Source organism: Elizabethkingia argenteiflava, assembly GCF_009904105.1.
GTDB lineage: Bacteria > Bacteroidota > Bacteroidia > Flavobacteriales > Weeksellaceae > Elizabethkingia > Elizabethkingia argenteiflava.
Window position 1 is genome coordinate 1 of the sequence record NZ_JAAABJ010000319.1, and the last position, 255, is coordinate 255.

General features: G+C 31.4%; 1 protein-coding gene. It reads left to right on the forward strand.

Features of this window, described 5'->3' with window-relative positions; all coding sequences use genetic code 11:
• Positions 1 to 255, forward strand: a 255-nt coding sequence (locus tag GNY06_RS03405) for a transposase (RefSeq protein WP_166518808.1), incomplete at both ends; no start/stop codon positions are given.

Below are 255 nucleotides of genomic sequence, written 5' to 3' on the forward strand. Positions count from 1 at the left end.
CAAAGATATTAAGCACTTGTTTCAAAATTGTACAATATTAGGAGACAAAGCTTATCTGAGTATTGATTATCAAAGAGACTTATTTACTTACAACCAGATTAATATGGAAGTACCTATGCGAAAAAATAAACATGGATATAAGCCGCAGCCTTATATTTTTAGAAAATCCCGAAAGCGCATCGAAACCTTATTTTCGCAATTATGTGATCAGTTTATGATTAGAAGAAACTATGCGAAATCCTTTGATGGCTTTAA